Origin of the sequence: Streptomyces sp. SID4985 (assembly GCF_009863025.1) — a bacterium.
Taxonomy (GTDB): Bacteria; Actinomycetota; Actinomycetes; order Streptomycetales; family Streptomycetaceae; genus Streptomyces.
This window is the reverse complement of record NZ_WWIR01000393.1, coordinates 1-7384: the sequence shown is the minus strand read 5'-3', so window position 1 is coordinate 7384 and position 7384 is coordinate 1. Positions and strand designations below refer to the sequence as shown.

7 protein-coding genes are annotated in these 7384 nt (G+C 72.7%); 6 read left to right on the top strand and 1 reads right to left on the bottom strand.

The genetic code is table 11. The features are described 5' to 3' along the window. The coding region (locus GTW40_RS17015) for a glycosyltransferase family 4 protein (RefSeq protein WP_161181049.1) at nucleotides 1-850 on the top strand (850 nt) is incomplete at its 5' end. A 22-nt stretch (nucleotides 851-872) separates the two neighbouring features. On the opposite strand, the gene GTW40_RS17010 is transcribed toward GTW40_RS17015, so the two are convergent. Beyond that, nucleotides 873-2669 carry an AMP-dependent synthetase/ligase gene (locus GTW40_RS17010; protein WP_161181048.1) on the bottom strand — a complete coding sequence of 599 codons (1797 nt, stop codon included), beginning with the start codon at nucleotides 2667-2669 and terminating at the stop codon, nucleotides 873-875. A gap of 297 nt (nucleotides 2670-2966) precedes the next feature. Here GTW40_RS17010 and GTW40_RS17005 point away from each other — a divergent pair, with 297 nt between their 5' ends. The 5 genes from GTW40_RS17005 to GTW40_RS16985 all read left to right on the top strand — a co-directional run bounded on the left by GTW40_RS17005 (nucleotide 2967) and on the right by GTW40_RS16985 (nucleotide 7332). Continuing rightward, a complete protein-coding gene (locus GTW40_RS17005) occupies nucleotides 2967-3764 on the top strand; it encodes a metallophosphoesterase (RefSeq protein WP_161181047.1) in 798 nt (265 codons plus the stop codon). A 168-nt stretch (nucleotides 3765-3932) separates the two neighbouring features. Next, nucleotides 3933-4370: an SRPBCC family protein gene (locus GTW40_RS17000; protein WP_161181046.1), complete on the top strand. Its 438-nt coding sequence runs from the start codon at nucleotides 3933-3935 to the stop codon at nucleotides 4368-4370. Between the two features lie 149 nt (nucleotides 4371-4519). Next, entirely contained in the window at nucleotides 4520-5692 is a 1173-nt protein-coding gene (locus GTW40_RS16995; protein WP_161181045.1) for an ArsA-related P-loop ATPase, read from the top strand. Between the two features lie 95 nt (nucleotides 5693-5787). Then, a complete protein-coding gene (locus GTW40_RS16990; protein ID WP_202486005.1) occupies nucleotides 5788-6300 on the top strand; it encodes a DUF5304 family protein in 513 nt (170 codons plus the stop codon). 78 nt (nucleotides 6301-6378) lie between these two features. Further along, nucleotides 6379-7332: an ROK family glucokinase gene (locus GTW40_RS16985; RefSeq protein WP_161181044.1), complete on the top strand. Its 954-nt coding sequence runs from the start codon at nucleotides 6379-6381 to the stop codon at nucleotides 7330-7332. Nucleotides 7333-7384 lie beyond the last annotated feature (52 nt).

Below are 7384 nucleotides of genomic sequence, written 5' to 3'. Positions count from 1 at the left end.
GCCGCTCGGGCTGATGGCGCCCGCGCTGCGCCGGGCCGGTGCCGAGCGCCTGGTGGCGACCACCCACGGGCACGAGGCGGGGTGGGCCCAGCTGCCCGCCGCCCGGCAGCTGCTGCGCCGGATCGGGGACGCCACGGACACGGTCACCTACCTCGGGGAGTACACCCGCTCGCGGATCGCGGGCGCGCTCAGCCCCGAGGCGGCCGCGCGGATGGTCCAGCTGCCGCCGGGCGTCGACGAGAAGACCTTCCACCCCGGCTCCGGCGGGGACGTGGTGCGCGCCCGGCTCGGGCTCACCGACCGGCCGGTCGTGGTGTGCGTCTCCCGCCTTGTGCCGAGGAAGGGCCAGGACACCCTGATCCGCGCCATGCCCCGCATCCTGGCCGCCGAGCCGGACACGGTGCTGCTGATCGTGGGCGGTGGCCCCTACGAGCGTGAACTACGCCGTCTGACGCGGGAGTTGGGCGTCTCGGGCGCCGTACGCTTCACCGGCGCCGTGCCCTGGTCCGAGCTGCCCGCGCACTACGGCGCCGGAGACGTGTTCGCCATGCCGTGCCGCACCCGGCGCCGGGGCCTGGACGTCGAGGGCCTCGGCATCGTCTACCTGGAGGCGTCCGCGACCGGCCTTCCGGTCGTCGCCGGGGACTCGGGCGGGGCGCCCGACGCCGTGCTCGACGGCGAGACGGGCTGGGTCGTACGGGGCGGGGAACCGGCAGAAGCCGCCGAGCGGATCACCGCCCTCCTCGCCGACGAGGCGCTGCGCCGCCGGATGGGCGAGCGCGGACGCGCCTGGGTCGAGGAGAAGTGGCGGTGGGACCTGCTGGCCGAGCGGCTGCGGGACCTGCTGTGAGGCGTGTCGCCGACCTGGCGGCCTACTTGGCGTAGATCGCCTCGATCTCGTCCGCGAAGTCCTTGGCCGCCACGTTCCGCTTCAGCTTCAGCGACGGGGTGAGGTGGCCCGACTCCTCGGTGAACTGGGTCGGCAGGATACGGAACTTGCGGACCGATTCGGCCTTGGAGACGGCCGCGTTGCCGTCGTCCACGGCCGCCTGGATGGCCGCGTTCAGGTCGGCGTCGTCGCGCAGGGAGGCCGCGCTGGAGCCCGCGGGCTTGCCGTGCTCGGCGGCCCAGCGGCCGAGGAACTCCTCGTCGATGGTGATCAGCGCGCCCACGAACGGCCGCCCGTCGCCCACCACCATGCACTCCGCGACCAGCGCGTGCGCCCGGATGCGGTCCTCTATCACCGCCGGGGCGACGTTCTTGCCGCCCGCCGTGACGATGATCTCCTTCTTGCGGCCGGTGATCCTGAGGTAGCCGTCCTCGTCGAGGGTGCCGATGTCACCGGTGTGGAACCAGCCGTCGGCCAGCGCCTCTTCCGTCGCGGCCGGGTTGTTCCAGTACTCCTTGAACAGGTGCTCGCCGTGCAGCAGCACCTCGCCGTCGTCCGCTATGCGCACGACCGAGCCGGGCAGCGGCTGGCCGACCGTGCCGATCTTCTGCCGGTCCCACGGGTTGAACGCGGTCGCCGCGCAGGACTCGGTCAGGCCGTAGCCCTCCAGGACCGTGAAGCCGATGCCGCGGAAGAAGTGGCCGAGCCGCTCGCCCAGCGGGGCGCCGCCCGAGATCGCGTACTCGCCCCGGCCGCCGAGCACCGCGCGCAGCTTGCCGTAGACCAGCTTGTCGAAGACCTTGTGCTTGAGCCTCAGCTTCAGCGAGGGGCCCGCCGGGGTGTCCAGCGCCTTGCTGTAGGCGATCGCGGTGTCCGCGGCCTTGTCGAAGATCGCGCCCTTGCCGTCCGCCTGCGCCTTGGCGCGCGCGGAGTTGTAGACCTTCTCGAAGACGCGCGGGACGCCCAGGACCATCGTCGGGCGGAACGAGGCCAGCTCGTCGGTGAGGTTCTTGATGTCCGGGACGCAGCCCAGCTTGATCGGCGCCATCATCGGCGCGACCTGCACCAGACGGCCGAAGACGTGCGCGAGCGGGAGGAACAGCAGCACCGAGCACTCGCCGGTGCGGAACAGCGGGCGCAGCCGCTCGACGATGTTGCCGCACTCGGCGAAGAAGCTGCGGTGGGTGAGCACACAGCCCTTCGGGCGCCCGGTGGTGCCGCTGGTGTAGACGATGGTGGCCGGGTCGTCGGCCTTGGCGAGCGAGCTGCGCTCCTGCACGGTCTCGTCCGAGACGTCCGCGCCGAGCCGCCCCAGCTCCGCGACGCCGTCGGCCTCGATCTGCCACATGTGCTTGAGCGCGGGCAGCTCCTCGCGCACCGACTCCACGGCGGCCGCGTGCGTGTCCAGCTCGACGACACAGGCGGTCGCGCCCGAGTCGGAGAGAATCCAGCGCACCTGCTCGGGGGAGCTGGTCTCGTAGACCGGCACGGTGACCGCGCCCGCGCTCCAGATCGCGAAGTCCAGCAGCGTCCACTCGTACCGGGTGCGGGACATCAGGCCCACCCGGTCGCCCGGCTGCACCCCGGCGGCGATCAGACCCTTGGCGGCGGTGTGCACCTCGGCGAGGAACTGACGCGCGGTCACGTCCTGCCAGACGCCACCGGACTTGCGGGCGATCACGGCGACGTCCGGGTGCTGCGCGGCGTTTCTCCGGACGATGTCCGTCAGGTTGCCGTCCGAAGGGACCTCGTACATGGCCGGAAGGCTGAACTCGCGCAAGACTGCTGCTCCTCATAGGGCGCCGGCGCCACGACACTGTGTGATGCGACGGTGCGGTCCACGGCTCGGGCGGTGCTCGGGGCCCCTCCTGGCGGGAATCCGGAGCACGACTTGGACTGCCCGGACGTTACCCGCCGGTATGGCGTCTACGACAGGGGGGCCGGGCGAGATGTTCGCTGCGTCACACAGGATGGCGTTGCTTCGCGCAGACTAGTCGACATGCCTGCCGACGGGCGAGTAACCGCAGGCAGCGGCGGCACTGTTCACGTACACCGCACAGCCCTACGCTTGATCGCCATGGCTTCTCCACGTGCCCGTAAGGCAGGGACGCGCGTCCATGTGGTCAGCGACGTCCACGGCAACGCCCGGGACCTGGCCCGCGCCGGTGAGGGCGCGGACGCCCTGATCTGCCTCGGCGACCTCGTCCTCTTCCTCGACTACGCCGACCACTCGCGCGGCATCTTCCCCGACCTCTTCGGCGAGGCCAACGCGGACCGCATCGTCGAGCTGCGCACCGCCCGCCGCTTCGAGGAGGCCCGGGCCTTCGGCGCCGAGCTGTGGGCGGGGCTCGGCACGGACCGCCGTACGGCGGTCGAGTTCGCGGTGCGCCGCCAGTACGCCGAGCTGTTCGCCGCCTTCCCGACCCCTACGTACGCCACCTACGGCAACGTCGACATGCCCCCGCTCTGGCGCGAGTACGCCGGTGAGGGCACCACCGTCCTCGACGGCGAGGTGGTCGAGATCGCCGGCCGCACCTTCGGCTTCGTCGGCGGCGGCCTGCGCACGCCGATGCGGACCCCGTACGAGATCGACGACGAGGAGTACGCGGCGAAGATCGAGGCGGTGGCCGGGGTGGACGTCCTGTGCACCCACATCCCCCCGGAGGTCCCCGACCTGGTCTACGACACGGTCGCGCGCCGCTTCGAACGCGGCAGCCGGGCGCTGCTGGACGCGATCCGCCGTACCCGCCCCCGGTACTCCCTCTTCGGCCACGTCCACCAGCCGCTGTCGCGGCGGATGCGGATCGGGGCGACGGAGTGCGTGAACGTGGGGCACTTCGCGGGGAGCGGGAGGCCTTGGGCGCTGGAGTGGTGAGGGGGCGGTGTGAGCCTCGGTCATGGCGGCGCGAGCCGGGGGATCTCGCGTTCGGGCGGGTGGGATGAAGGCGGCGGGGTGGTGGCGCGGTAGCCTTCGGGCTGCACATACGTGCGCAGCCCGCGCGCGAGAACCTCATCTCGGTCCGTATCTGGAGGAGCCACGGCGATGGCGGAACACACCAGTTCGAGCATCACGATCGAGGCGGCTCCGGCCGACGTCATGGCGGTGATCGCCGACTTCGCGCGCTACCCCGACTGGACCGGCGAGGTCAAGGAGGCGGAGGTGCTCGCGGCCGACCCGCGCGGCCGCGCCGAGCAGGTCCGCCTCGTCATGGACGCCGGCGCCATCAAGGACGACCAGACCCTCGCCTACACCTGGACCGGCGAGCACGAGGTCTCCTGGACCCTGGTCAAGTCCCAGATGCTCCGCTCCCTGGACGGCACCTACGTCCTGGCCCCCTCCGGAGCGGCCACCGAGGTCACCTACCGCCTCACGGTCGACGTCAAGATCCCCATGCTCGGCATGATCAAGCGCAAGGCGGAAAAGGTCATCATCGACCGCGCGCTGGCTGGCCTGAAGAAGCGGGTCGAGACGGGGTCCTGACCCCGCCCGCGATCTTCATCCCGGCCCACGCGTGGCGGTAGCACCTGTCCGCAGGGCCCCCGAGGGGGACCTGGTGCGTGTCTGACACGTCGTCCGCTCTCAACTGCCGCCCCGCACACCGCCGGAGGCGTCCGTTAGCGTTCACCTCTATGCGCACCATCCTCATTACGGGCCCGGGCGGCAGCGGGCGTACCAGTGTCGCCGCCGCCACCGCGCTCGACGCCGCCCGCGAGGGCACCCGCACTCTTGTGCTCAGCGCCGACCGCGCGGACACCCTCGGCATCGCGCTGGGGTGTGCGACGGGGGCCGTTCCGGTGGAGGCGGGGGAGAACCTCACCGCTTGGCGGCCGGACGCGGCGGAGCGGTTCCGGGAGGATCTGACCGCGTTCCAGAGCCGGGCCGCGCATGTCCTTGATCTGCTCGGGGCCGCGCGACTGGACGCCGAGGAAGTCACACCGCTGCCCGGCGCGGAGGAGCTGTCGCTGCTGCGGGCGCTGCGGGACGCGGCGCTGTCCGAGCGGTACGAGCTGCTCGTCGTCGACCTGCCGCCGCTGCCGCAAGCGCTCGCCCTGCTCGCGCTGCCCGAGGAGCTGCGCCGGTATCTGCGCAGGCTGCTGCCCCCCGAGCGGCAGGCGGCCCGCGCGCTGCGGCCGGTGCTCGGACGGTTCGCCGGGGTGCCGATGCCCTCCGACTGGCTGTACGAGACGGCGGGGCGCTGGGATCTGGAGCTGGCCGCCGTGGAAGCCGTACTCGCGGACGCGGGCACCTCCGTACGGCTGGTCGCGGAGCCCGGACCCGCCGGGGCCGAGGCCGTACGGGACGCCACCCTCGGGCTCGCGCTGCGCGGACTGCGCCCCGAGGTGCTGATCGCCAACCGCGTGCTGCCCGAGGCCCCCGCCGACTCCTGGCTCGCCGGCCCCCTCGCCCAGCAGCGCAAGACCCTGGACGAGTGGGAGGAGCGGTACGACGTACGACCCGTCCGTCACCTCGGCCGGGACCCCCAGGGCGCCGACGACCTCGCCGCGCTCGCCGTACCCCCCGTCACCCCCGCGCCCGCACCGGTCGAGTGGCCCGTGACGGACCGGCTCGCCGAGGACGGCGTCCTGGTGTGGCGGCTGCCGCTGCCCGGCGCCGTGCGCGAGGGCCTGGACCTGATCCGGCGCGGGGACGAACTCGTCGTCAGCGCGGGCCAGTTCCACCGGATCGTCCCGCTGCCGTCCGCCCTGCGCCGCTGTACCGTCGCCGGTGCCGCGCTGCGCGACGGCGTCCTGGACGTACGGTTCGCCCCCGACCCCGCCCTGTGGCCCACGACCGGCCGATGAGTCCGGCGGATGAGTCCGGCCGAGGGGACGGGACGGTGAACGGGGTACCCCGTTCGGGTAACGTCGACAACGCGAACCGTAGTCAGGAGTCCGCCATGAGCGAAGAGCACCCCGCCCCCGACCCCCGCGAGCCGGATCCGGAGCCCAAGGGGGTGCCCGCCGGAGAGCGGAAGGCCGACGCCGACGCCTGGGCCACGGCCACCGCCGAGGACCTCGCCGCCGAGAAGGCCCGCCGCCGCGCCCGGCAGGGCCCGCCCCCCGGTTCCGCCGCCGAGGAACTGCGCAAGCTGATGGGCACGGTGGCCGACAAGCTGTCCGGCCTCCAGTCCCCGCTGCTCGGCGCCGTCGCCGGACCCGCCGCCCAGCAGGTGGTGCGCCAGGTCGTCGAGCAGGCCAAGGCCGCCGTCGAGCCGGTGGTCGAGCGCAATCCGGACGTCTTCGACCATCTCGCCAACGCCGGTGCCGAACTGCTCGCCGCCTACCGCTCCGCCGTCCAGTCCCAGGAGCACCGCTGGACGGCCGGTCCCGCGGCCACCCCCGGCGACGGCGGCGACGACGGTCCCGGCCCGGCGGGCACCGGTCCCGGAGAGCGCATCGACCTGGACTGAAGCGCTCCCACAGCTCTCCCTCCACAGGGGCTCGGGTACCGTTGGCCATAGCGGGGCTCGACCGGAACTGAGGGATTCATGGGACTCACCATCGGCGTCGACATCGGCGGCACCAAGATCGCGGCCGGCGTGGTCGACGAGGAAGGCAACATCCTCTCGACCTTCAAGGTGCCGACCCCCAGCACGCCCGGGGCGATCGTGGACGCCATCGCCTCGGCCGTGGAGGGCGCGCGTGCCGGACACGACATCGTCGGCGTGGGCATCGGCGCGGCGGGTTACGTGAACCGCCAGCGCTCCACCGTGTACTTCGCGCCCAACATCGACTGGCGCCAGGAACCGCTCAAGGACGAGGTCGAGGCCCGCGTGGGCCTCCCCGTGGTCGTGGAGAACGACGCCAACGCGGCCGCCTGGGGCGAGTACAAGTTCGGCGCGGGCAAGGGCCACCGCAACGTCATCTGCATCACGCTCGGCACCGGCCTCGGCGGCGGCATCATCATCGGCAACAAGCTGCGCCGGGGTCACTTCGGCGTGGCCGCCGAGTTCGGCCACATCCGCATGGTCCCGGACGGCCTCCTGTGCGGCTGCGGCTCGCAGGGCTGCTGGGAGCAGTACGCCTCCGGGCGCGCCCTGGTGCGCTACGCCAAGCAGCGCGCCAACGCCACCCCCGAGAACGCCGAGATCCTGCTCGGCCTCGGCGACGGCACCCCTGACGGCATCGAGGGCAAGCACATCTCCATGGCCGCCCGTCAGGGCGACCCGGTGGCCGTCGACTCCTACCGCGAGCTGGCCCGCTGGGCCGGTGCCGGTCTCGCCGACCTGGCCTCGCTGTTCGACCCGTCCGCGTTCATCGTCGGCGGCGGCCTCTCGGACGAGGGCGAACTGGTCCTCGACCCGATCCGCAAGTCCTACAAGCGCTGGCTGGTAGGCGGCAACTGGCGCCCGGTCGCCGACGTCATCGCCGCCCAGCTCGGCAACAAGGCGGGCATGGTGGGCGCGGCCGACCTGGCCAGGGAACCCGCCCCGGTGATGTAAGGCCCACTGGTTTTTTGTCTTTAGGGGCGCGGGGAACTGCGCGACAAGCCAC

What these genes read in the sequence shown, in the direction of transcription:
- GTW40_RS16985 (WP_161181044.1), top strand. Translation starts at nt 6,379, where the DNA reads ATGGGACTCACCATCGGCGTCGACATCGGCGGCACCAAGATCGCGGCC.
- GTW40_RS16995 (WP_161181045.1), top strand. Translation starts at nt 4,520, where the DNA reads ATGCGCACCATCCTCATTACGGGCCCGGGCGGCAGCGGGCGTACCAGT.
- GTW40_RS17000 (WP_161181046.1), top strand. Translation starts at nt 3,933, where the DNA reads ATGGCGGAACACACCAGTTCGAGCATCACGATCGAGGCGGCTCCGGCC.
- GTW40_RS17005 (WP_161181047.1), top strand. Translation starts at nt 2,967, where the DNA reads ATGGCTTCTCCACGTGCCCGTAAGGCAGGGACGCGCGTCCATGTGGTC.
- GTW40_RS16990 (WP_202486005.1), top strand. Translation starts at nt 5,788, where the DNA reads ATGAGCGAAGAGCACCCCGCCCCCGACCCCCGCGAGCCGGATCCGGAG.